General features: G+C 60.7%; 21 protein-coding genes. 6 read left to right on the top strand and 15 right to left on the bottom strand.

Features of this window, described 5'->3' with window-relative positions; translation table 11 throughout:
• Nucleotides 1-22 precede the first annotated feature (22 nt).
• Nucleotides 23-2,410 carry an extracellular solute-binding protein gene (locus JNJ45_01350; protein MBL8047304.1) on the top strand — a complete coding sequence of 796 codons (2,388 nt, stop codon included), beginning with the start codon at nt 23-25 and terminating at the stop codon, nt 2,408-2,410.
• Here the strand turns inward: JNJ45_01350 and JNJ45_01345 are convergent.
• The 6 genes from JNJ45_01345 to rpsO form a co-directional block, all read right to left on the bottom strand.
• Complete coding sequence (locus JNJ45_01345) at nt 2,352-3,044, bottom strand: ABC transporter ATP-binding protein (GenBank protein ID MBL8047303.1); 693 nt, start codon at nt 3,042-3,044, stop codon at nt 2,352-2,354. The genes JNJ45_01350 and JNJ45_01345 overlap by 59 nt on opposite strands.
• A complete protein-coding gene (locus JNJ45_01340; protein MBL8047302.1) occupies nt 3,041-3,997 on the bottom strand; it encodes an ABC transporter permease in 957 nt (318 codons plus the stop codon). The genes JNJ45_01345 and JNJ45_01340 overlap by 4 nt, the downstream gene beginning before the upstream one ends.
• 36 nt (nt 3,998-4,033) lie before the next feature.
• Nucleotides 4,034-4,204, bottom strand: a complete 171-nt coding sequence (locus tag JNJ45_01335) for a hypothetical protein (GenBank protein MBL8047301.1) — start codon at nt 4,202-4,204, stop codon at nt 4,034-4,036.
• Nucleotides 4,205-4,216: 12 nt separating this feature from the next.
• Nucleotides 4,217-5,476, bottom strand: coding sequence for a dihydrofolate reductase family protein (locus JNJ45_01330; protein ID MBL8047300.1), 1,260 nt, complete (start codon nt 5,474-5,476; stop codon nt 4,217-4,219).
• A gap of 76 nt (nt 5,477-5,552) precedes the next feature.
• On the bottom strand, nt 5,553-7,892 hold the full coding sequence (locus JNJ45_01325; GenBank protein MBL8047299.1) for a polyribonucleotide nucleotidyltransferase: 2,340 nt from the start codon (nt 7,890-7,892) through the stop codon (nt 5,553-5,555).
• Nucleotides 7,893-7,904: 12 nt separating this feature from the next.
• Nucleotides 7,905-8,186, bottom strand: a complete 282-nt coding sequence (rpsO, locus tag JNJ45_01320) for a 30S ribosomal protein S15 (GenBank protein MBL8047298.1) — start codon at nt 8,184-8,186, stop codon at nt 7,905-7,907.
• A 274-nt stretch (nt 8,187-8,460) separates the two neighbouring features.
• Between rpsO and JNJ45_01315 the strand changes: the two genes are divergently transcribed.
• Nucleotides 8,461-8,763 carry a hypothetical protein gene (locus JNJ45_01315; GenBank protein ID MBL8047297.1) on the top strand — a complete coding sequence of 101 codons (303 nt, stop codon included), beginning with the start codon at nt 8,461-8,463 and terminating at the stop codon, nt 8,761-8,763.
• A gap of 118 nt (nt 8,764-8,881) precedes the next feature.
• The gene (locus JNJ45_01310) at nt 8,882-9,670 is read left to right on the top strand and encodes a GTP cyclohydrolase I FolE2 (GenBank protein MBL8047296.1); all 789 of its coding nucleotides are present in this window, start codon (nt 8,882-8,884) and stop codon (nt 9,668-9,670) included.
• On the opposite strand, the gene JNJ45_01305 is transcribed toward JNJ45_01310, so the two are convergent.
• From JNJ45_01305 to JNJ45_01295, 3 genes are read right to left on the bottom strand one after another with little or no spacing between them, the layout of a single operon-like run.
• The gene (locus JNJ45_01305; GenBank protein MBL8047295.1) at nt 9,667-10,299 is read right to left on the bottom strand and encodes a hypothetical protein; all 633 of its coding nucleotides are present in this window, start codon (nt 10,297-10,299) and stop codon (nt 9,667-9,669) included. The genes JNJ45_01310 and JNJ45_01305 overlap by 4 nt on opposite strands.
• The gene (prpB, locus tag JNJ45_01300) at nt 10,296-11,186 is read right to left on the bottom strand and encodes a methylisocitrate lyase (protein MBL8047294.1); all 891 of its coding nucleotides are present in this window, start codon (nt 11,184-11,186) and stop codon (nt 10,296-10,298) included. The genes JNJ45_01305 and prpB overlap by 4 nt, the downstream gene beginning before the upstream one ends.
• 10 nt (nt 11,187-11,196) lie before the next feature.
• Entirely contained in the window at nt 11,197-13,098 is a 1,902-nt protein-coding gene (locus tag JNJ45_01295) for a 1-deoxy-D-xylulose-5-phosphate synthase (protein ID MBL8047293.1), read from the bottom strand.
• 75 nt (nt 13,099-13,173) lie between these two features.
• Here JNJ45_01295 and JNJ45_01290 point away from each other — a divergent pair, with 75 nt between their 5' ends.
• The 3 genes from JNJ45_01290 to JNJ45_01280 are packed head-to-tail and all read left to right on the top strand — an operon-like array spanning nt 13,174 to nt 16,483.
• Nucleotides 13,174-13,827 (top strand): redoxin domain-containing protein, encoded by a 654-nt coding sequence (locus JNJ45_01290; protein ID MBL8047292.1) that lies wholly within the window; start codon nt 13,174-13,176, stop codon nt 13,825-13,827.
• Nucleotides 13,827-14,234 carry an SUF system NifU family Fe-S cluster assembly protein gene (locus JNJ45_01285; GenBank protein ID MBL8047291.1) on the top strand — a complete coding sequence of 136 codons (408 nt, stop codon included), beginning with the start codon at nt 13,827-13,829 and terminating at the stop codon, nt 14,232-14,234. The genes JNJ45_01290 and JNJ45_01285 overlap by 1 nt, the downstream gene beginning before the upstream one ends.
• Nucleotides 14,235-14,242: 8 nt before the next feature.
• On the top strand, nt 14,243-16,483 hold the full coding sequence (locus tag JNJ45_01280) for a right-handed parallel beta-helix repeat-containing protein (GenBank protein MBL8047290.1): 2,241 nt from the start codon (nt 14,243-14,245) through the stop codon (nt 16,481-16,483).
• Here the strand turns inward: JNJ45_01280 and JNJ45_01275 are convergent, their stop codons facing one another.
• The 6 genes from JNJ45_01275 to fabZ all read right to left on the bottom strand — a co-directional run bounded on the left by JNJ45_01275 (nt 16,484) and on the right by fabZ (nt 21,749).
• On the bottom strand, nt 16,484-17,242 hold the full coding sequence (locus JNJ45_01275) for a PspA/IM30 family protein (GenBank protein ID MBL8047289.1): 759 nt from the start codon (nt 17,240-17,242) through the stop codon (nt 16,484-16,486).
• A 136-nt stretch (nt 17,243-17,378) separates the two neighbouring features.
• On the bottom strand, nt 17,379-17,927 hold the full coding sequence (locus tag JNJ45_01270) for a hypothetical protein (GenBank protein ID MBL8047288.1): 549 nt from the start codon (nt 17,925-17,927) through the stop codon (nt 17,379-17,381).
• Nucleotides 17,928-18,003: 76 nt separating this feature from the next.
• Entirely contained in the window at nt 18,004-19,290 is a 1,287-nt protein-coding gene (gene hflX / locus JNJ45_01265) for a GTPase HflX (GenBank protein MBL8047287.1), read from the bottom strand.
• A gap of 145 nt (nt 19,291-19,435) precedes the next feature.
• Nucleotides 19,436-20,536: a hypothetical protein gene (locus JNJ45_01260; GenBank protein MBL8047286.1), complete on the bottom strand. Its 1,101-nt coding sequence runs from the start codon at nt 20,534-20,536 to the stop codon at nt 19,436-19,438.
• Nucleotides 20,533-21,318 carry an acyl-ACP--UDP-N-acetylglucosamine O-acyltransferase gene (gene lpxA, locus JNJ45_01255; GenBank protein MBL8047285.1) on the bottom strand — a complete coding sequence of 262 codons (786 nt, stop codon included), beginning with the start codon at nt 21,316-21,318 and terminating at the stop codon, nt 20,533-20,535. Before lpxA ends, JNJ45_01260 begins: the two co-directional genes overlap by 4 nt.
• Nucleotides 21,315-21,749 (bottom strand): 3-hydroxyacyl-ACP dehydratase FabZ, encoded by a 435-nt coding sequence (fabZ, locus tag JNJ45_01250; protein MBL8047284.1) that lies wholly within the window; start codon nt 21,747-21,749, stop codon nt 21,315-21,317. The genes lpxA and fabZ overlap by 4 nt, the downstream gene beginning before the upstream one ends.
• Nucleotides 21,750-21,855 lie beyond the last annotated feature (106 nt).

The following is a 21,855-nucleotide window of genomic DNA, read 5'->3' as shown; positions in this document are numbered from 1 at the left end:
GAAAGTGCGACAATATAGCCCTATGCGAACTTGGCTTTTGGGGCTTGCCGCTTGTTTCGCGGCGGCAATCGCGGTTGCCCAGCCCGTTCAGGTTCGCATGATGGCGGGACCCAGCATGGGCATTCCGCCGAAAGAAGATACGAATCCGCGCTCCCAAGCGCGTCGCGCCGTGTTCGACGATTTCCGCGCCAAGAACCCCGACATCGAAGTGGTGAACGCAGGCGGCCTCGAAATGGTGGGCGACCGCGCCGAGTCCATGTTCCTCATGTCCATGGCCGGCGACAACGCGCCGGACGTGTTCTACGTCAACTTCCGGCAGTACTACAACTACATTGACCAAGGGTTTTGCCGCCCGCTCGATGACCTCGTCGCGAAGAACCCGGAGATTCTCGATCGCGCCAACCCCAAGGTTCTCGAGGTTCTGCGCAGCTACGATGGCAAGCTTTATGGCGTGCCCTGGTTTCAAGTGGCGCAAGGGCTCTATTACCGGCGCGACCACTTCGCCCAGGCGGGCCTCGACCCCAACCGACCGCCCCGCACGTGGGAAGAATTCAACGAGGTGTGCCGGCGATTGGTGCAGGCCGATCAGGGCCGATTTGGCTTCGGATTCGCCGGCCCCAGTTATTTCTGGGTGAACTTCCTTTGGCAAGCCGGCGGCGAGGTTGTCGTCCCGGCAGAAGAAGGCCGCTGGAAGTCGGCCATTGATTCGCCACAAGCCGCTCAGGCGCTCGATTTTTTCCGCACGGTCACAACCCAAAAGTGGCAGCACAACGGCAAGACGATCGGCCCCGCCGCGACCGTCACCGCCGACCTGAACGGCGACATTCGCACCGGCAAAATCAGCATGTGGTTTGCCTACACCAACGATGTCGTCGTCGCCTCAATGAACGATCTTTCGCCGTCGCTGGTGGGGGTCGCCGCGCTTCCGGCCGGTCCGGCCGGACGCGCCAACGAGATTAACGCCGGAATGTGGGCGATCAATGCCCGCATCAAGGATCCGCGCAAGCTCGAAGCCTGTTGGCGATTCATTCGCTATTTCGCCGGCGACCATGCCGCGCGCATCAACACCGAGCGTTTCGTCGAGCTGGGCCTGGCGAACCTGATCAACCCGGTTTGGCTCAAGAAGTTTGGCTATCCCGAGCTCGCCGCTCAGGTCGATCCGGCCTATGTCAAGGCGAGCGAAGACCTGTTTAAATCGGGTCACCCCGAGCCTTATGGCCGCAACTGCCAACAGGTGTATCGGGTTCTGGATTCGGCGCTCGATCGAGCTCGATTGGAACCCAACACGCCGAGCCGCGAAATCCTCGCCGGAGTCTCCCAGGAGATGGACAAAGTCCTCCTCGGATACGTCGAGCCGAAGGTTCTCGCCCACCGCCGCGCGGTGGCGCTTGGAGTTCTCATCGGGCTGAGCATCGCGCTGATCGGCGGATTCATTTGGGGGGCGCGCCGCGTGCGCCCGGTCCGCGACAAGTGGGTGGAGAAGCTTCCCGCCGGCACCAGCCCTCGCCGGGTTCGCGCGTTCATGGCATGGTGCCTATTGCCCGCGGTCGGCACCATCATGCTGTGGGCGTACTATCCCATCGCGCGCGGGTTGCTTATCGCGTTTCAGGACTATCGCATCGCGAAAGGCGTTCGCTGGGTGGGGCTGGACAACTTCGTGCAGGTGTTCTCGCAACCACTGTTCTACAAAAGCCTGGGCAACACTTTCTTGTACGTTGCGCTGACGATTGTGATCGGCTTCTTCGTGCCGATTTTCCTGGCGTTGATGCTCAACGAAATCCCTCGGTTCAAGGTGTTCTTCCGCACGCTGTTCTACCTCCCGGCCATGACCTCCTCGGTCGTCGTCGCATTGCTCTGGCGGCAACTTTACGATAAGACTGACAAGGGAATCTTGAACATATTCACCCGTCCGTTCTTCGATCTCTATGGCCGGGCGACCGGCCAAACCATCGGGCCGGTGGATTGGTTGGGCGACCCGAAGTGGGCCATGCTCGCCATCGTCATCCCAGGAATCTGGGCCGCCGCCGGACCCGGCTCGATGCTGTATCTGGCCGCGCTCAAAAACATCCCGGAGGAGCGCTACGAAGCCGCCGATTTGGATGGCGCGAGCTGGCGGCATAAGCTTCGGTTTATCACCTTGCCTGGGTTGCGCGCGCTCATGCTCATCAACTTGCTCGGCGTGTTTGTCGCCGGGTTCAAATCCATGGAAAGCGTGTTGTTGCTCACCGGTGGCGGCCCGCTGTACTCGACCCACACCATCGGCTACGAGATTTGGAGTCAGGCGTTCATGTTTCTGAACTTCGGCTACGCCACGGCGGCAGCCTGGATCATGGGCATCATCCTGGTTGGGTTCACGCTGGTTCAGATTCGCTCGCTCTTGCGGATGCGCTTCTCGACCGCTGGCCGGTGACCTCGCCATCCACAATCTCGATCACGTGATCGGCCTGGTCGATCATGGTCGGGTCGTGCGTGACCATGATCAAGGTGCCTTCGCCACGCAGTCGCTGCAGCAACTCGACTACCGCGTGGCCCGCCGTGTGGTCGAGGCTGGCGGTGGGCTCGTCGGCGAAAATAACCTCCGGCCGACCCAGCAAAGCCCGCGCGACGCAGGTGCGTTGACGCTCGCCGCCGCTCACCTCGTGCGGGAATCGGTGCATCTTATCCGCGAGCCCAAGCTCGCTTAACAATTGGGCGGCTTCCCCGCTAAAATCCGCCCCAGATCGGCCTGCGCAAACGTTTTCATGGAGGCTCAGGTAGCCGAGCAGATACGGAAACTGGAAGACAAACCCGAAGCTGCGTTGGCGAAGCTGCGCGCTGGCCAGGTCGTCCAGCTTGCCCAGCGGTTGGTCGCGGTACGTCACGTTGCCGCTACTGGGCGCCTTGAGCCCGCTGGCAAGATAGAGGAGCGACGACTTGCCCGAGCCGCTCGGCCCGAGGATGCCGTAGAACTGTCCCGGCAAAAATTCCAGGCTCGTCGGCGCGCAGGCGACTACCTCCTTGGCTTGCTCGCGGTACACCAAACTCGCCTGATCTAGCCGAATCATGCCGTCCTCCGTTCCAGAATTCCGATGGGGTCGAATTTACGGAAATTCCGGAGAATTGTATAGGATGCTGTCGCAAGAATTGCAATCGGAACCGGCAAAGTCGAGAGGTACGCCTGCCGATCGAGCAGGTCCAAAGCGAAGGCGCGGGGATACATGAGCACGGCATTCACGACGCTGAGCAAGCCATACGCCATAAAGCAACCCGCGACCCAGCCTCCGACGATGAGGATCGACATTTCCAGCAGTGAGCGCGTTACGAGTTGCTGCTTCGTGTAGCCGAGCGCCTGAAGCAACGCATATTCCTGCAGGCGCTGCGTCTGGTGGATGTTCATCAGCAGCGCCATCATGAACGTGATCACGACCACCAGCACACAGATGACGATGTTGAGAATGCGATAGAGAATCTCGAACATCTGATCGCTCTGCGCGAGGATATACGTGTACGAAAACACCTTTGCGTCAATGGTGGTGAAGCGCTGCAGGGCCCACGCATCAAACTCTTTTTGTCGCGCGGGGTCCTTCGTAAAGCAGAGATTGAGGTCAATCGGCGGCGAGTGGTAGGCGCGATGATAGTCGAGCGAGACATACGCGAAAAACACATCCGACGGCACAATGCCGACGATTTTCACCGGTTTTGGCGAGAAGCGTCCGTCCCACGACGGCTGCAGCAGGTTGTCGCCAAGGCCCTTTTTGAGGCTGCGCGCCACCGGGTCGCTGATCACCGCTTCGGGCATGCCGTCCACCACGTCGCGCCCCTTGATCCCGCCTCCCCGCATTTTGAGGCGGAAATACTCGCGGTCCGGTTTGTCCATCGCGATCACCGCGAACGGCCATTCACCGACCAAGCTGTTGATCTTGCTTTCAATTCCGCGGGCCGTAATCACCCGTTCGAGCGGCACCGGCGTTTCGGCCTCAATCGCGCTGCGAATCTGCGGCCCGACAAGCGGATTCACCCTGGCCGTGATGACGGTCTGTAACTCCAGATACTTTTAGATCGTGCGCACCGACAGCGGAATTGAGTTCATCAACGCGACGATGCCGACGATGAGCATGACCGCCACGGTGATGACGACCGCCACCGGAAAAGTCCGCCGCAGATTGCGCCGCAAAAAGGTGGCCGCGGAGAGGGGGCGGCGGGCGGAAGCGGGCTTGAGCGGCATGAACGTTCGAGTCTACGTGGCGGAGTCGGGCTTCGTCGCACGGCGGTAGCGCAGAAACACCTCGTCGCCGACCGCCTTGCTGCTCACCAACTCGAAGTTCAACAAGTCGGCGCGGGCGAGCGGTTCCCCGCCAGCCATGGTCGGGGTTTCGCGACCCAGCTTCACCTTGGGCGCGATCGTCCAGAAAATCTCGTCCACTAAATCTTCCCGCAGAAACTGGGCGTTGAGTTCGGAACCCCCTTCCAGCACGGCTCGCTCGACTTTGAGCTGCGCTAGGGCACTGGCCAACCCGTTGCTGCTGTCTATCCACGCGACTTCGGGCGGACATTGTCCCGGGCGCTTCGGCGAAAGCACGGCCACCGAGCCAGGATCAGTGAAGAATTTGTGCCCGAAATCGAGGTCGCCCGATTCCGTTGCGACGATTCTCACCAAATGGTGGGAAAAGGCAATCTTGGGTGTAGCGCGGAGCGTGCCCGCTCCAATGATCACCGCGTCCACTGCGCCCTCAATTTGCCGCAACGTCTGATGATCCAGCGGCGAGCCGAGGTCCATCACAGGTTCATTGCGATCGCCCGAGATGATCTTGCCATCAATCGAGGTGATCATGTTCATCACGATCGCGGGGCGCGAGTCGGTCGGCTTCGGCAGCCGAAGATCGTTGTAAACCGTTTGGTGAGAAATGGCCTTTGCCACCGCCTTCTGCAGAGTGGTGTAGGGTTGCTCGGCCAGCCGCTCGCCCTCGATAAAGTAGGTCGGCACGTTGTACACGCCGCTCGCATACGCGGCATCATCAAAGCCGACAATCTGATCGGCGTTGCGGCGGTTCTCGATGGCGCGGCGCAAGTCGTTGAGGCTCGGCACCAGTCCCTCGGCCAGCCGGAGGATGACCTCAAGGTCATTGATCTCCTCCCCGCGCAGCCAATATGCCTCGTAGAGTCTCTCCATCAGCGGCCAATCGTCGCCTGTCACCGCCTTGGCATGGAGCACGGCCAGGTGCGCATTGTGAGTGCGCATGTTTTCGGGGCGGCGCGAGGTCGGGTAGGGCACGCCCTCGGCGGCTACCGCCAGGGCAAACCGGCTAGGAGTCTTGGGGCGTTTGCTCGGCACCGGCTTGGGCGCGGGCTCTGGCCACGGCAGTTCCTCGGGGAACAGCTCGTAGGCGAGGAACTCGAAGCGAACATCGAATTCCATCCGCAGCCGCCGAATCTGCGACACCATAATCCAGCACCACGGACAGATGAAGTCGTGGGCAACGGGAATGGTGAGCGCCATTCCTCTATTTTGGCACCCCCAAAACCAGAGCGGGGCGAGCCGAAGCTCGCCCCGCCGGATTCCAATCCACCGACGCTTAGCGTCGCGGACGGAACTTGCTGCTCACTTCGTCGCCGTCACCGGACGACGGCGCGCTGGAGCCCGAACCTTCTTCGGTTCGGCGCGGACCGCGATCGCGGTCGCGATCCCCACGGAACCCGCCTCGATCGCCGCCTCGGCCACGATCTCGATCGCCGCCGCGTCCTCGGTCTCGGTCGCCGCCACGGCTCGGGCCTCGGCTAACAACCGCCTTTTGCGGGGCGTTTTCGTTATCAGCGAGAGCCGGGATGTCTTGCTTAATGCCAAGCGCGGTCAGGTTCACGCGACCTTGCGAGTCGACTTCGTACACCTTCACGTTCAGCACATCGCCTTCGGTCACCACGTCGTCGGGACGGCGCAGGTCTTGAGCGGCCAAGAGCTCGGTCGGCACCAGGCCTTCCTTGCCCGGCATGTACTCCACCATCGCGCCGCGACCCATCAAGCGGGTCACCTTGCCGGTGAATTCCATGCCAATTTCGGCGGTCATCGTGAGGCCACGAATCTGCTCGATGGCGTTGGCCACGGCGTGACCATTGTTGCTCGCGATGAGCACGCGACCGTCTTGTTGAACGTCGATTTCGACGCCGCATTCCGAGGTCAGGCGACGGATCGTCGCGCCACCGGGGCCGATGAGGGCACCGATCTTGGCCGGGTCGATGTTGATCGTCGTGACGCGCGGAGCGTTCGGATTGATTTCCGAGCGGTAAGCCGGAATTTCAGCTTCGATGACGTCGAGCAGCTCCATGCGCGCGCGCTTGGCTTGCGCCAGGGCGTCGGCCAGAACCTTTTCGGGAATCCCGTCGAGCTTCGTGTCGAGTTGCAGGGCGGTGATGCCATCGCGGGTTCCCGCAACCTTAAAGTCCATGTCGCCGCAGAAGTCTTCCATGCCTTGGATGTCGGTGAGAACCTTGAAGGTCTTCCCGTCGGACATGAGGCCCATGGCGATGCCGGCGACGGGAGCCTTAATCGGCACCCCGGCATCCATCAGCGCGAGGGTCGAACCGCAGACCGAAGCCATCGAGGTCGAACCGTTCGACTCGAGACATTCGGAGATCAGCAGCAGCGTGTACGGGAAGTTGGGATTGTCAAACGGGATGACCGACTTCAGCGCGCGCTCGGCGAGAGCACCGTGGCCGATTTCGCGGCGACCGGCACCACGCAACGGGCGGGTTTCGCCAACCGAGTAGGGCGGGAAGTTGTAGAAGTGCATGTAGCGCTTGTCCTCCACGTCTTCAATGCCGTCCATGGTTTGCGCGTCGCCGGGCATACCCATGGTCACCACCGTCATCACCTGCGTTTGACCGCGGGTGAAGAGGCCCGAACCGTGTACCTTCGGCAGCAAACCGGCCACTGCTTCCAGCGGGCGAATTTGGTCGAGGGCGCGGCCGTCGGGGCGCTTGTCTTCTTCGATAATCAGCTTGCGAACGGTCTTCTTGACCACCGAGTCCACGGCTTCCGGCAACTGCGCCAGGAGCGCGTCTTGGCCTTCGTACTTGGTGGCGTATTCGGCGATGATCTCCTTGACGAGTTCGTCGAGGCCCGATTCGCGGCTCATTTTGTCCGGATTCTGCAGCGTCTTGGCGATGTTCTTTTGCGAACCCGTCGTGATCGCCTTGATCAGGTCTTCGTCGATGAGCTTGAGGTCAACTTCGCGCTTCTTCTTGCCCGCCATCTTGACGAACTTTTCGATTTCGCCGCAGATGACCTTGATGGCGTCGTGCGCAAACTTGAGCGCCTTCACCATTTCTTCTTCGGTGATTTCGCTCGCGCCGGCTTCCACCATGCTGATCGCGTTCTTGTGACCCGCGACGCAAAGGTCGAGGTCGCCGGTGTTGATTTCGGCTTGAGTCGGATAGAGAACGAACTTGCCGTCGACCTTACCCACGCGAACGCCTGCAACCGGACCGTTGAACGGCACGTCGGAGATGGCGAGCGCGGCACCGGCGGCGGTGATGGCCAGCACGTCGGCGGGGTTGTCTTGGTCCACCGCAAACGGCATGGCGATGACTTGAACGTCATTGCGCAGACCCTTGGGGAACAACGGGCGCAACGGGCGGTCCATCAGACGCGAGGTCAGGATGGCGCGGTCCGACGGGCGTCCGCCTCGCTTGAGGAAGCCGCCAGGGATTTTGCCCACCGCATACTTGCGCTCTTCGAGATCGCAGGTGAGGGGGAGGAAGTCGATGCCCGGGCGCGGTGCCTTCGACATCGTCGCGGAGCAGAGGATGACGGTTTCGCCGCACCCTAAAAGAACAGCGCCGCCAGCTTGTTTGGCGACGCGTCCCGATTCTAGGCTGATGGTCTTCCCACCAACTTCAAATGTGTGTGTATGGATCATTGTTTTTCTCGTTTAGCGAGGCTTAACTTCGCGGATGCCGAGACTCTTGATCAGGGTTCGATATCGCTCAACGTCGCGATTTCGCAGATAGCCTTCCAGGCGGCGGCGCTTACCGACGAGCATCAAGAGCCCGCGTCGGCTGTGGTTGTCCTTCTTGTGCGTCTTCAGGTGCTCGGTGATTTGAGAAATTCGAGCTTGAAGAATGGCGATCTGCACTTCCGCAGATCCCGTGTCGCCGTCTTTGGTTGCGTACTTCACAACCGCTTCTGTCTTAACCTTTTGATCGAGTGGCATGGTTTTGTTTTGGCCTCGGTGATACATTTGAGCCATGGCGGCTCAAGTCAGACAAGTTCGGCGACCGCTCTAATGAATCTCCCTGGGGGGACTCAATACAACGGACGTCAAGATCATCCGACCGAGCGAGAAGAATACCTCAGCGACCACCGAAAAGTCAAAAGGCCCACCGATCGAACGCAACCGGTCTTTGTGCCAGTCTATTAGGCGTACGGTGGGATTCGACCAGCTTTGCATGGAACAGCCCACTCTGAGGAACATTGAAGCGATGACAATGAAGTTTCGCAAGCTGTACTGGGTAACCGAATCACTCTGTGAGGAAGGAAGCTCGGTGAACGGCGTTTACACTAGTTTCGTTGACCTGATGGGGAAAGGCTTGGCCAACGGTCCCTGCCCCATCCGCCTGAGCCTGTTTACGCTCGACACACCCGGCCATGGCCTAGGCACCTGGGACGCCAATAACGCCGCCCAGATCGTGACCGACCTGCAGCCCTTTGTCGAATCGGGCGAGTTTACGGTGGAAGACTGCCGTAACCTGCAAGAAGCGTTCACCAACACGGCGCTAGCCCCCGCGTAGCTCCTTTCGAGCTCCTGACGAGAATGCGATCGGCCCCCTTGGGCCGGTCGCATTTTTCTGTTTTTCAATCAGGGCGGGGCGAAATCGCGTAGAACAAGGGACAATGACTGGACCTTCCATGGAAACGACTTCGACGCTGCCCGACATGCAGAACTCCGCCGACGAGCGGAACATCGCCATCGACAAAGTTGGCGTGCGCAACGTGATGTATCCCATTTCGGTGCTCGATCGAGCCGCCGGAACCCAACGAAGCGTTGGCAATTTCCAGCTGACGGTGGACCTACCCAAGGAGTTTAAAGGCACCCACATGAGCCGCTTTCTGCTGGTGCTCAACGAGTACTCGCACGAGATTTCCGTGAAGGCGATTCCGGCGATGCTGCAAACTCTGCGCGAGCGGCTGAACGCCGCCTCGGCCCACATGGAAGTTTCCTTCCCGTTCTTTATGGAAAAGAAGGCGCCAGTGACGGGTCAGGCCGGCATGATGCAGTACAACTGCGGCTTCCGCGCCACGCAAAACGGCTCAACCGATTTCGAGATGGTGCTGGAAGTTCCGGTCACCACGCTCTGCCCGTGCAGCAAGGAGATCGCCGAGTATGGCGCGCACAACCAGCGCGGCTACGTTCGAGTGGTGGTCGGCACTCACGACCACGTTTGGCTGGAAGAGATTATCGAAATGATTGAGGAAGCCGGGTCGGCCCCACTGTATCCGGTGCTGAAGCGGCCGGACGAGAAGTTTGTGACCGAGCAAGCCTACGACAACCCCCGATTTGTAGAAGACATGGTCCGGGAAGTTGCACTTAGGTTTGATGCCGATGCGCGGATTTCGAAGTACTCCATCGAGGTGGAGAACCACGAATCGATCCACGCCCACAACGCCTACGCGTTTATCGAGCGGACCAAGGCTTAACGCGTTTCGCTGCGGAACTGGCCCTTGGCCGTCCACCACGGACGGAACTCGGCCTCGCCCAATGGCAGTTGCGCAACCGCTTGCGCAACTTCTTCCTGCGGCATCTTGCGGAAGATCAGCACGGTGCGAGCGTCGCGGCCCTTGGTCTTGCCCCAGAACAGCAGGTCGCCGCGGGCCGCCCAACTGAGGCGCAATCGATCGGCCACCGCTTGATCGCGGTCACTCGGCTTTTTCTTGGCTGGCTTGGCGGTGACGAACCAATACTCGCGCATCTCGAAAAGGCCATCAACCTTCACGAACTCGGCGGCATTTCCTTCCAGCGCAACCGCTTGCGCAAGCAGCTGACCTTTGCCGACCCAAGCGTCGGCCTCCATAATCTTTTCGGCGTTTTTGGCCGATCCAACATCCATGATGCAGAGGCCGCGGATGGCCGCGTTATCGCCAAATGGACCGCACACCAGGACCTTCCGCTCGCCCCAAAGCCGCTGCAAATTGTTCAAGTGTTCAGACTGAAGCTTATCGCTTTCTTCGTTCGGAAGCACCTTGCGGTCGGTTGGCGCAATGAAGTAGAGCAGTTGGAGACTCTTCACCTCCAGCACGGGTTCGACAAAGGCAATGGGAAAGATCATTTGTCCGCAAGTTTAGCCCACGCGGCGTCGGTGGACTCATATTCGGCATAGTCAATCGTGGCGTAAAGCTCTTTGCGGGTCCGCATCTGATCAATCCAACCCGCCTGCGTGCCGGTCGCGAGCAGATCCGCGTAAAACTCCTCGATCGCCTTGAGCATCACGCGCAGCGCGGTGACCGGGAAGATCACCATGTTGTAGCCGAGCTCACCAAACCGCGCGGCGGGAATCAGCGGGGTCTTGCCGAACTCGGTCATGTTGGCCAGCAGGGGCACTTTGACCCGCTCGCGAAACGCGGCAAACTCGGCTTCGTCGTGGAGGCCTTCGGGGAAAATGGCGTCGGCGCCCGCATCTGCGTAAGCGTTTGCACGATCAACCGCGGCCTCCAATCCCTCGACATTCCGGGCGTCCGTCCGGGCGATGATTAAGAAACTTGAGTCGCGCTTCGCTTCCACCGCCGCGCGCACTTTGCTGACCATGGCATCCCGCGCAATCACATCCTTGCCATCGAGGTGGCCACACCGCTTGGGGCTGACTTGGTCTTCCAAATGGATGCCGGCGAGGCCCGCCCGCTCCATCTCAATCACCGTGCGAACCACGTTCCACGTCTCACCGAAACCGGTATCGGCATCGCAGATCATGGGCACCGGCGCGGCTTGGCACGCCTGCGCCGCCACGCCTGCCATTTCGTTGAGCGTGGTCAGGGCGATATCGGGCAGGCCCAGAAGGTTATTGGTGATCGCGCCCCCGCTCAGGTAAACCGCTTGCGCACCCTGCTTGGCGGCGGCCAGAGCCGAAAGCGCGGAGAACGCCCCGGGCATCACGACAATGCCCTGCGCCATGAGGTCGCGCAGTTGCTGGCCGGGCCGGGCGAGTGGAGCATGGATCATGCTCGAAAGCCTACCCAAGCCGAGTTGCGAGCATGCCCTGAATACGGCTCAGTACCGCTTCGGCGCTGATCCCGGCTCCATGCCGAATGATCGGCTGCGTCCCGTGCTCGATAAACTCGTCCGGAAGCGAGATGATCTCCACCGCAATCCGCGGTTCGGCGGCGTGAACGGCGTCCAGCACCTGCTGCCCGAAGCCGCCCGTGCGAACATTCTCTTCGAGCGTGATGATGCGACCCGTGACGCGCCCATGCTGCAGAATCGTGGCGGAGTCCAGCGGTCGGACGAAGCGAGCGTTGATGACCTCGACCCCGATTCCGAGCTCGGCGGCCCGATTCGCGGCTTCCCAAGCCACTTCGACCATGCTACCAATGGCGACCAACGTCACCTGAGGTGTGCGATTGGATGGCGAGCCCAGCACCTCCGCGCGGCCATGCTGAATCGGCGTGCGGCTCTCCGGCAGGCGGTCGTCGCTCGCGCCTCTTGGGTAGCGCACGGCAATCGGATGCTGGTCATAGTTGGCGCAGTAACGCATCATCTCGCGAAGCTCGGTGGTGTCGCGCGGCGCCGCGATCACCAGGTTCGGAATGCACGAGAGGAAACTCAAATCGAACGCGCCATGGTGAGTCGGGCCGTCGTCGCCGACCAGTCCCGCGCGATCCAAGAAGAAGCGCACCGGCAGATTTTGGATGCAAACGTCGTGGAGGACTTGGTCGAAACCGCGCTGCAAAAAGGTCGAATAAATTGCGCAGAACGGCTTGAGACCGCCCGCCGCCAAGGCGGCGGCAAAGGTGACCGCGTGTTGCTCGGCAATGCCGGTGTCGTAATACCGTTCGGGAAACTGCTTCCCGAATCCGGTAAGGCCGGTTCCATCGGGCATGGCCGCGGTGATCGCGACGATCTTTTCGTCTTCGGCAGCGAGCTCGCAGGCCGCCTCGCCGAACGCCTGAGTGAAGGTGACAGGCCCGCTCGGCTTCACCATCTCGGCGCTCACGGCATCAAACGGGGTGACGCCGTGCCATTTGCGGGCGTCCTCCTCCGCCACCTCGTAGCCCTTACCCTTGACCGTGAGAGCATGCACAAACAGCGGCCCTTTGAGTTCGCGGACGTTGCGGAAAATCTCGAGCAGAGTCGGCAAATCGTGACCGTCAACCGGACCGATGTATTCGAAGCCAAACTCCTCAAAAATCGTGCCAGTTTCTTCGGGCGCAAAGTAGTGGGTGATGCCGTGGCGAACGCCCGCGGCGAACCGCGTCATGGGGCTGGGCATGCGCTCCACCACGCGCTTGGCCCGCTGCGCAAAATCCTGCACCATGGGGCGCGAGCGAAGCCGCGTAAAGTAGTTGGTAAGCGCGCCGACGTTCGGCGCAATGCTCATGCGGTTATCGTTCAGCACCACGCAGAGATCGGTGCCGAGGTCGCCGGCGTGGTTCAACGCTTCCCAGCTCATGCCACTGACAATCGCGGCGTCGCCGGTTACCGCGATCACGCGCTCTTGACTACCTAGCTGATCGCGAGCGACGGCAAAACCGAGAGCCGCGGAGATGGCCGTGCCGGCGTGTCCGGCCCCGAACACGTCGCACTCGTGCTCGTCGCGCTTCAAGAATCCGCTCAAGCCGCGATGCTTGCGCAGGGTGTCAAATCGATCGAAGCGGCCGGTCAGCATTTTGTGCGGATATGCCTGGTGGCCGGTGTCCCAAACGACCTTGTCGGGAGGCACGTCGTACGCCGCGTACATGGCGACCGTGAGTTCAACGGTGCCGAGATTCGAGCTAAAGTGGCCACCGGTTTGGCTCACCCGCTCGATGATTCCCTGCCTCACTTCCTGAGCGACTTCGAGCAATTCTTTATCGCTGAACTTCTTAAGATCGCGCGGGTCCACGATCTGGCGCAAAAATTGGTAGTTCTCGCTCATGTTGTTACTACGGAGTTGGTCCGCTACACGGTTCAACGGCGAACGGAAAAGGTCGGTTCCAGGTACGCTTTTGGCATGGCGCGTCGCCCTTGGCTAGCCGCGATTTTTCCCCTGACCCTGCTCGCGGGCTGTCAGGCCCCGCCGCCGCCGATCCACCCTAGTTTAGACCCGGCAAACGCCAAGATCGACCCGAGCAAGATACACCCCGTGACGCGCGAAATGAGCGCGGAAGCCGAGGCGATGTCCGCGAAGAAGCTGCCGGAGTTTCGCTTGCGATCCACCGACGGAACGGTGGTAACCAACGCTGATCTCGTCAAAATTCCCACGGTCCTCTACTTCGTGAACCTGGAGTGCCCCTGCTGCGTGGATTCGAACCCCCTGTTTCGTGACTTGGCGAAGGCGGGGATGCCCATCCGCGTCATCGGCGTGGCCGACGGTCCGCTGGACAAAGCCAAGAAGTGGGTGAAGGCGAACGAAACGGGCTACCCGGTGCTGGCCGACCCCCTGCAAACCCTCATGCGGGCTCTGAAAATACGCAACGGTGTGTACTTCGCCGTGATTTCACCAAATGGTTCAATATCGAAGATTGAACCGGGTGTGAGCGCCGACGTGATGGCGCAAACCGTGGCGCGCCTGGGCGAAATCGGCGAGTTCTCGGCACCCCGGTTGAACTGGGATAAGGCTCCCGAACGCCTCACCAGCGGTTGCGCCTTCAGCTGGACGGAGTGATGGACCCCGATCTTAACCTTTTGGTTGATCACGGTCGCTCACCGCGTCTTCGCGGGCGACTTCCCCACCCGGCCCACACCATGACGGTGACCAACCCGCTATGCCAGGACACGGTGACGGTTGACTTGTCAATAAAAGAGGGGGTGATTCAAGATTGCCGGACCGACGGCGAGGCCTGCGCCATCTGCACGGCGAGTGCCTCGATTATGGCGACCCGAATTCTGCACCTCTCCACCGAGCAGGCGATTGAGTTGGCGGCTACGATCCGCGATGCGATGACCAGCCCCGAGCCCGCTGACCTGGGTGATTTGAACGACCTGCTGGACATTCGTCAATATCCCATGCGCGTCAAATGCGTCACCTTGCCGTGGCACGCGATGGTCGGCGCGCTCGGCCAGACGTTATAGTAGTACCTATGCTCCGCGCCGTTTCTGCGCTTCTCGTGTTGCCCGCCCTCGCGGCTGCCCAAACCATCGAGATCACCACCTCGCAACGGGTGAAACTCCCCGAAGGCAAGCTAGTGAGCTCCAGCGTGGACAAACCGGCCATTCGCATTCGCGGCAATAACTTGTCGATCGACTTCGGCGGCCAGTCACTCACCAGCGGGCTCGAAAAAGAGCAAGCCACGGGGCTTGGAATTGAGGTGATCGGCAAGAACGTGACCATTAAGAACCTCAAGCTCTCGGGGTATCGGGTCGGTTTGCTCGCCAAGAACGCGCCCGGGCTAAAGCTGATCAACTGCCACCTCACCGACCTCTACAAGCCGCGCCTGCTGAGCACGCCCGAGGCGGAGGACCTGAGCGATTGGATGAGCTACCACCAAAACGAAAAGGGGGAATGGCTCGAAAAGGGGGCGGGGGTCGTCATCGACACCGCCGACAATGTGACGATTGAGGGGTGCTCCGTCACGGAATCACTGAACGGACTGATGCTCTCGCGTGTGCGGCAAGCTCGGGTCACGGGTTCCGACTTCTCCCGCAACAGCGGCGTCGGCATCGCTTTGTACCGAACTTCGGAGTCGGTCATCGCCAACAATCGGGTGGATTTCAACCTGCGCGGCTACTCGCATGGCATCTACAATCGCGGTCAGGATAGTGCGGGCATTCTCTTGTTTGAGCAGTGCAACGAGAACACCGTGGCGTTCAACTCGGTCACGCACAGCGGCGACGGGCTGTTCCTTTGGGCTGGCCAAACGACCATGGATTCGGGCGAAGGCGGCTGCAACGACAACATCTTTGCCTACAACGACTTTAGCCACGCGCCGACCAACGGAATCGAAGCCACGTTCAGCCGCAACCAGTTTGTCGGCAACTTGGTGATGGAGTGCTGGCATGGCGTGTGGGGCGGGTTTAGCTACGACAGCCTGATCTCCGGCAACATTTTCGCGTACAACGGGCAGGCCATCGCGATTGAACACGGACAGGACAACCGCATTGCCGGCAACAGCTTTTGGCGCGACGCCGAAGGCGTGGTCCTGTGGGCGAAAGCGGCCTTGCCCGCCGATTGGGGATACGCCAAAAAGCGCGACTGCCGCAGCCGCGACGCCAACATTGCGACGAACCGGTTTGAAGAGATCGCCGGGGCCGCGCTATCGTTGAGCCTCACCACCGGCGCGCAGATTCTGCAGAACCAGTTCGCCAGCGCTGGGCAAGTCCTCAAAGCCACGGCGGATTCCAGCTCAACCATGCGCGGCAACGCCGGGCGCGGCTTGCCCACCGAGAGCATCCAGAATCTGCCGGGCGGCACCAACGATTGGCAAACGAGTTCGCTGCCGATTCTTGCCTACTCCGACAAAAACGGAACCGACCTCGACCCCCTCGGCATGAGTTGGGAAGAGCGCAAGGTGTACGACCGTCGATGGGATCGTCCCCTTGCCGAGTTCCGGACGCTGCTCGCCTCGCCGGAAGCGAAGGACCTCGCGACCAAGCTCAAGGTGAAGGCCGAGGTGCCCAAACTCGCGGGGCCGCGCGGGCGCCGAGTGATGGTGGTGGGCGAGTGGGGGCCGGTGGCCACCAGCGCGACCACGATCGTCGCCCGCCCCAAGCGCGGCGCGCAGCACACTATCGAACTGCTGGGCAACGCCGCGCCGTGGAACCTCGTGCGCCAGGCTGGTGGACCGCCCGTGAAAGCCGCCGGCAACAAGCCCGAGTTAATCAAGTTTTCCGCGACCGAAGACCAGTGGGCGAAAATGGACTTCACGATTCGTACGGAAGAAGCCGAAGTGCGCTTCCGCGAAGGCTCAGTCGCGCTGCCCTGGGATGTGCAGTTTTTCCGCTGGGATAAGGATAGCGATCCGCGAACGGCGACCGCTGCATTCCGCCGCGTCCTAGGCGCAACCCCGCTCAAGACCGTAAAGCTTGATCGGCTCTGGCTAGGCACCAACGGCGCTCCGACCGAGGGCGTTCCCAGCGACTACTTCGCGACCGTCGCCACCGCCGATGTCAGCAAAATCGGCGGCGAGGTGGAGCTCAGCGTGACCGCGGACGACGGTGTGCGGGTGTGGCTCGACGACGACATGATCATGGACGAGTGGCGCTATCAGGGCCCGACCAACTTCCGCAAAACAATCAAGCTCGATGGCAAGAAGACCTTGCGCATCGAGCATTTCGAGATTGATGGTTACACCGCGCTGCAGGTGAAACTGCGGCGGCGCTAATTATTGACCCTGGTTTAGTCGCTTTTCGAGCTCGTCCAGTTGCGAATCCACGTCGGTGGTCGCCGCCGGAACTTCGGTCGTGGCGGCCGCCGGAGTGGCGAGCCCGAGTCGCTCTTCCAGCTTGGCGAGTTCGGCGTCGGCGGTCAGGTCCATGGCGGCGTCTTCCATCGCCATGATCTTGCCTTGCACGCTTTGGCCAAACATTTCCTGACGGGCAGACGCCTCCGCCTGCTTATCCTTAATGCGATCGCGCGCCGCGGCAAAGGAGCCTTCGTACTCGTTTTCGAACGTCAGGCCGTCGAGCGCCTTGGTGATGCTCGACTGAATCTGCGCGGTCTTCCACTGGGCCTTGAGCGCAAGCGCCTCAGCAACCTTCTTGCGGATTTCTTCCTCTTGGCGCTTAATGGCGATCTTCACCTGCTCCACCGTTTCGGTGGCGGCGGCGAGCGTCGGCTTCAGCGATTCAAGCGAGGCATCCGTGGTTGCCTTTTCGCGAATAAAGTTGCGGGCCAAATCGCGGTTGCCTTGCTTCAGCGCAGCGGCAGCCTGATTCTCCAGTTGCGCGGCCTTGCGGACCTGCTCGTCGTACATTGCCTGCAAGCGGTTGCGCTGGGCGATCGCCTGCACCGCCTTTTCGCGGTTCTGAATCAGCGCCTCTTGCATGTCGCGTTTGGCCTGATCGAGCATGATTTCTGGATCTTCCAGTTTGTCCATGCCCCGGTTGAAAAGGGCCTTTAGCCATCGAAAAAAGCGCTTCATATTGTTGTTTGAACCAAGCGGTTAACGCGCCAAGTATACACCGGGATGCACTACTTGCCGAAAGTCCTGAACCTAAGATAAGAAAAGCTCCTCGACGAGTGGCCGAGGAGCGGGTTGAAGTTCGTAAGAACGAACCTTACTTAACGAGGTCGCTGATGGCGGTCGAGAGGGCGCTGATGCCCGCCTTGTCGGCCTTCAGATTGACCATCTTGTTTTCGACCTTCCAATTCTTGTAGGCGAAAACGGTGTTCTTCACGTCGCTGCTGACGTTGAACTTGTACGCCTTCACCGCGCTGTCGTCCTTGCTGAGAACCGACATGGCGATGTTCTTGTAACCGGTCTTCTTGGCGATTTCGGCCACGGTCTTCTTGGTGGCGTCCACGTCGCTGGTCACGAAAACAACCATGGCCTTGAATTCGGCCTTGCTGTTATTGGAAACGGCGGCTTCCAGGGTCTTGGCGATGGTCGCCACGTTACCCATGTCGTCGCCATTCACCCAAACTTGAACCTGCGGACGGTTCTTGAAGGTGCAGGGGAAGCAGCTGCTGCTGTTGGCCAGCGGTCCGCTCACGTGGTAGGGGTGGAAAGCGGAAACGCTTTCGCCCTTCGCGAGGCCGGAGTTCACACCAGCAAAGGCAGCCATGGCCAAGCCGGCAATCAAAGTCGGAGCAAGAATCTTCTTCATATGTTTCACCTAGGTTTCTAGGAGGAGTCCCTCAAGTACGGTAATACCCGAACTCCTCCATTGGTTCCAACTATTTCTACTCGGCAACTCCGGCGTTTGTCTCCACATTAATTGTGTAGGGCGCCAGCAAACCGCGCATTTCGCGCACCAATTCGGCCATCACAAAGATGCCGTCGTCGCGATAGTCCACCTGATGCACACGGCCATATTGATAGCACTGATCGATGAGGCTGCTCTTGTCGTACGGCACCAGCGCGCGGACCCAGCCGAGGTGATCCTGCACCATCTTCTTGAGCGTCGCCATCAGGTCGGTCACGCCTTCGCCGGTTTTCGCCGAAAGCGCCACGCTGTTCGGATAGCTCGCCACCAACATGCTGAGTTCGGCTCGGTCCGGCAGCGCGTCAATCTTGTTGAACACCATCAGAATTGGTTGATCTTCGATGCCGATCATGGCCAAGGTTTCGTCCACCGCGTCGCGCTGAACTTCCCAATCTTCGGCGCTCAGGTCGATCACGTGGAGGAGAATGTCCGAGTAGGCGATTTCCTCCAAGGTGGCGCGGAACGCCGCGACCAAGTGCGTCGGCAGGTTCCGAATAAACCCGACCGTATCGGTGAGGAACAGCGAGTAGCCGTCCGGCAACTCCACCTTGCGAGTCGTCGGGTCGAGCGTGGCAAACGGCATCGCGTCGGCGAGCAGCTCGGTGCCACACAAGCGGTTCATCAAAGTGGACTTCCCCGCACTCGTATAGCCGACGATCGTGGCGAACGGGAACGGATATTTCCGCCGCTGCAACCGTTGGCTGGCGCGCTGCTTGCGCACTTCCTCGATGTCGCGCTTCAGGCGAGCGATCTTGTCGTCCACCATTCGGCGGTCGGATTCCAACTTGGTTTCCCCCGGGCCGCGCATCCCAATGCCGCCCTTTTGCCGTTCGAACTTGGTGTAGACGCTCATCAGGCGCGGCTTCAGATAGCTGAGCTGAGCCAGTTCCACCTGGAGCATCCCTTCTTTGGTGCGGGCGCGACGAGCGAAGATGTCGAGAATCAGCTGAGTGCGATCCACGAGCGGGCATTTGATGCCCTCTTGCACATTACGGCCCTGCACCCCGCTGAGCTCGCAATCAAAAATCACGAGGTCGGGCTTGGCGTCGGCGACGTGCGCGGCGAGTTCAATCACCTTGCCCGAGCCGAGGTACGTCGCCGTGGTCGGGCGATCCACGCGCTGACGCATGGAACCCACAACCTTCAGGTTCGCGCTCTCGCAAAGGCCCTCTAACTCCGCTTCGACGATTTCGTCGTCCGCGGCATCCTCATTTACATAGACAAGAAACACCTTGTCTTCAACTTTTTCCTGTTGTCCAGGCATAGAAAATCCTCCTAGTAAGGTACGTCAAGGTCGGGAAATTCGGGCAAGCGGAGTTGCCCAAGAAGGTCCAGACAGGAGTTGTTGACGAGCCCTCGCGAAGCGAGAACATGTTCGTCAAGAAACTAGACCTCCTTAAATCATGATGCTAGGAGGATACCTTCCGCGCCATCTGGAGCGCAAGTTCGGCGGTTTTTGTGATCGCATTCGGCGGTCCGCACGCCTCGCGAAGCTCGGCAAAACCCGCCAGTTGCGCGGCGCGCTGGTTGCCGCCGGGCACGATGTCTCGCAGCTCCTGGAGAATCCGCTCCTCGGTCGCGGCGTGCTGAATGAGTTCCGGCAGCAGACCGCGCTGCAACAAGATGTTGGGCAGGCTGATGAAGTCGAACTTGGGTTTGCGGATTCTGTACTCAATCTCCATGAGCTTGGATCCGCGATACACCACCACGCAGGGCGTGTCGCAGAGCGCCGCCTCCAGGGTCGCGGTGCCGCTACACACCAGGGCCGCGACCGCCCGCTTGAGGACGCCACTCGTGTCGTTTTGGGTCAGAGTCACCGGATGATCGCCGACCGCTTGTCGCCAAATCTGTTGCACAACTTTGGGGTCGAGGCTGCTGGCGACCGCGATCTCGGCGGGCATGCCTACCTCGCGCACGACCCGAGCCAAGATCGGCAGATTGTAGGCGAGTTCATGTTCGCGGCTGCCCGGCAAAAGGGCGATTCCGGCGCGCTCGGGTGGAGTCGGAGTTTGGGCGAGCATCTCGACAAGCGGATGCCCAAACCAGTGCGCGCTCACGCCTTGGCGAGCAAACGCTTCGGCCGACCACGGGAACGGCGTCACAATCTCGTGGCTCACTTGCCCGAGTTGCGGATTCGGGTCGCGACGTCGCCAACTTCCGGGCGGCACAAAGTAAAGCACGCGCCAACCCCGCGCCTTGGCGGCCGCGGTTAGTTTGACGTTCACAAAACCAAAGTCAATCGGAACGAAAACGCCGGGCTCGCCCGACTTGAGTTCGCGCAGCATGGCGTTGCGACCGCGAATCACCCGCGGCGCGACCAGCGCGGCCTCGATGATGCCCATGGCGCCATAACGCGAGGAATCGGCCACCAACCGACCCACCGCTCCGAGCCGACGTCCGCCCATACCGGCGATTTTCGCCGAAGGGTCGGCGGCGAGAATGCGTTCGGCCAGCGCGGCGGCATAAGCGTCGCCGCTCGCCTCACCGGCGCTGAACAAAAACCGGCTCACGGCTGGTCGCCGCGACCGTTCTTGCCCTTAAAAAGCCGCTCCATAAACGCGATGAGCGTTTCTACTTCGTCGGTGTTTTTGACCTCGCGACGCACGACTTCCAACGCGTGCGTCAGTCCGAGTTGGGACTTGAAAATGAACTTGGCCGCCTTGTGCAGCGCCATCCGCGATTCGCTCGTGATGCCGATGCGGCGCAAGCCCACCGCATTGATGTCTTGCACCTCGTTGTCGCCTTTCACGATCATAAACGGAGGCACATCCTTTACAATCCGGCTCATTCCGCCGACCATCGCGACTTGGCCAATGCGGACGAATTGGTGCACGCCGGTCATTCCGCCGATCGTCACGAGCCGCTCGACCGTCACGTGCCCCGAACAGCCGGCGTTGTTGGCCATCGTCACGTCGTCGTGCAGCACACAGTTGTGGCCCAGGTGGCAGAACGCCATGAGAAAGCAGTTGTTGCCGACGATCGTGGTGTTGCCCTCGCCGGTCGCGCGGTGAATCGTCACGAACTCGCGGAACGTGTTGTCGTCCCCGATCTTAAGGAACGTGGGCTCGCCTTTGAACTTACGATCTTGCGGGTCGCCACCAATGACCGCGCCCTGCCCCATAAAGTTGCGCGCGCCGAGCGTGGTGTTGAGCTTCACCGTGACGTGGCTATCCAAGCGGCAACCGTCGCCGAGCACCGCCCCCGCCTCGACATAGCTAAACGGGCCAACAACGACGCCCTCGCCGAGTTCGGCCTTGGGGTCCACCACGGCGGTGGGGTGGATCGTGGTCAAGCCGAAATCTCCACGAGCTTGAACGTAAGCTCTAGGCTGACGGCGAGTTCCTCATCCACGCGGCCCTCACACTTGATGCGGCCAATGCCGCTTTTGATCCAGAGCAATTCGATTTCGCTGATGAGCTGGTCGCCCGGTACGATTTGACGCTTAAACTTGACGTTATCAATGGCGCCAATCACCGGGATTCGGCCCTGATAAGTGGGGTCGGCGAGCAGAATCACCGCGCCGGCTTGGGCCATCGCCTCGATAATGAGAACACCCGGCATGATGGGGCGCCCAGGGTAGTGACCCTGGAAAAACTCCTCGTTCATGGTCACGTTTTTGAGGCCCTTGACCCGCTTGCCCGGCTCGAATTCCAGAATGCGGTCCACCAGCAACATCGGGTAGCGATGGGGCAAGTACTCCATGATCTCGGTGATCGTTTTCATCAGGTTGTGACCAAGGGTACCCGCCCCAAAACCTACACAAAGAAATTTCGCAATCCGCAACCGCATGATGGGGTTCACGACCCTGCCGCTTGCGGCCATAATAGGG

The sequence above is a fragment of the Chthonomonas sp. genome (assembly GCA_016788425.1).
GTDB lineage: Bacteria > Armatimonadota > Fimbriimonadia > Fimbriimonadales > Fimbriimonadaceae > JAEURQ01.
Note: the sequence above shows the minus strand (reverse complement) of the source record. Positions and strands in the feature narration are given on the sequence as shown.

Excerpts from the sequence above, each read along its gene's own strand:
- JNJ45_01350 (MBL8047304.1), top strand. The coding sequence starts at position 23 with ATGCGAACTTGGCTTTTGGGGCTTGCCGCTTGTTTCGCGGCGGCAATC.
- JNJ45_01345 (MBL8047303.1), bottom strand. The coding sequence starts at position 3,044 with ATGATTCGGCTAGATCAGGCGAGTTTGGTGTACCGCGAGCAAGCCAAG.
- JNJ45_01335 (MBL8047301.1), bottom strand. The coding sequence starts at position 4,204 with ATGCCGCTCAAGCCCGCTTCCGCCCGCCGCCCCCTCTCCGCGGCCACC.
- JNJ45_01330 (MBL8047300.1), bottom strand. The coding sequence starts at position 5,476 with ATGGCGCTCACCATTCCCGTTGCCCACGACTTCATCTGTCCGTGGTGC.
- JNJ45_01325 (MBL8047299.1), bottom strand. The coding sequence starts at position 7,892 with ATGATCCATACACACACATTTGAAGTTGGTGGGAAGACCATCAGCCTA.
- rpsO (MBL8047298.1), bottom strand. The coding sequence starts at position 8,186 with ATGCCACTCGATCAAAAGGTTAAGACAGAAGCGGTTGTGAAGTACGCA.
- JNJ45_01315 (MBL8047297.1), top strand. The coding sequence starts at position 8,461 with ATGAAGTTTCGCAAGCTGTACTGGGTAACCGAATCACTCTGTGAGGAA.
- JNJ45_01310 (MBL8047296.1), top strand. The coding sequence starts at position 8,882 with ATGGAAACGACTTCGACGCTGCCCGACATGCAGAACTCCGCCGACGAG.
- JNJ45_01305 (MBL8047295.1), bottom strand. The coding sequence starts at position 10,299 with ATGATCTTTCCCATTGCCTTTGTCGAACCCGTGCTGGAGGTGAAGAGT.
- prpB (MBL8047294.1), bottom strand. The coding sequence starts at position 11,186 with ATGATCCATGCTCCACTCGCCCGGCCCGGCCAGCAACTGCGCGACCTC.
- JNJ45_01295 (MBL8047293.1), bottom strand. The coding sequence starts at position 13,098 with ATGAGCGAGAACTACCAATTTTTGCGCCAGATCGTGGACCCGCGCGAT.
- JNJ45_01290 (MBL8047292.1), top strand. The coding sequence starts at position 13,174 with ATGGCGCGTCGCCCTTGGCTAGCCGCGATTTTTCCCCTGACCCTGCTC.
- JNJ45_01285 (MBL8047291.1), top strand. The coding sequence starts at position 13,827 with ATGGACCCCGATCTTAACCTTTTGGTTGATCACGGTCGCTCACCGCGT.
- JNJ45_01280 (MBL8047290.1), top strand. The coding sequence starts at position 14,243 with ATGCTCCGCGCCGTTTCTGCGCTTCTCGTGTTGCCCGCCCTCGCGGCT.
- JNJ45_01275 (MBL8047289.1), bottom strand. The coding sequence starts at position 17,242 with ATGAAGCGCTTTTTTCGATGGCTAAAGGCCCTTTTCAACCGGGGCATG.
- JNJ45_01270 (MBL8047288.1), bottom strand. The coding sequence starts at position 17,927 with ATGAAGAAGATTCTTGCTCCGACTTTGATTGCCGGCTTGGCCATGGCT.
- hflX (MBL8047287.1), bottom strand. The coding sequence starts at position 19,290 with ATGCCTGGACAACAGGAAAAAGTTGAAGACAAGGTGTTTCTTGTCTAT.
- fabZ (MBL8047284.1), bottom strand. The coding sequence starts at position 21,749 with ATGAAAACGATCACCGAGATCATGGAGTACTTGCCCCATCGCTACCCG.